At 59.1% G+C, this 575-nt stretch carries 1 protein-coding gene; it reads left to right on the forward strand.

Going from position 1 to position 575, the window contains the following annotated elements:
• A partial coding sequence (locus CDV44_RS27305) for a mechanosensitive ion channel family protein (protein WP_141118845.1) occupies positions 1 to 460 on the forward strand: 460 nt, incomplete at its 5' end.
• Between the last annotated feature and the right edge of the window lie 115 nt (positions 461 to 575).

Consider the following 575-nt stretch of genomic DNA (forward strand, 5'->3'; position numbering starts at 1 on the left):
GGGCACCATCGAACGCATCGGCCTGAAAACGACGCGCATTCGCAGCCTGAGCGGCGAGGAGATCGTCTGTGGCAATACCGAGCTGCTAAAGAACACGCTGCACAACTACAAGCGGATGTCCGAGCGACGCATTGTGTTCACCTTCAGCGTGACGTACCACACAGTGCCGGACAAGCTCGCGCATGTGCCCGCAATGGTGAAGCAGGCGGTGGAGGCTTCGGGCAAGACGCGATTCGATCGGGCGCATTTCAAGCAATTCGGCGCCAGCTCACTCGATTTCGAAGTCGTCTATTTCGTGCTCAGTCCCGACTACAACCTGTACATGGATTTGCAGCAAGACATCAATCTGGCGCTCATGCGCGCGTTCCTCGACGAGGATATCCGCTTCGCGATTCCGGCGAGCGTGCAGTATTTTGCGCAGGCGCCCGAACCGCCTGAGGTTGCATCCGCCACACACTAGGCGCCTGTGGGGCCTTTAGCCTGCTGGCATAAGCTTTCCGGCGTGGTAGGATCGGTCGCATCCACGTGATTCAGATCGTGGCTTCGATCCAATCCGGGCCCGTCATGTGGCGGGT

Source organism: Pandoraea sp. PE-S2R-1 (genome assembly GCF_002179865.1).
Lineage (GTDB): Bacteria > Pseudomonadota > Gammaproteobacteria > Burkholderiales > Burkholderiaceae > Pandoraea.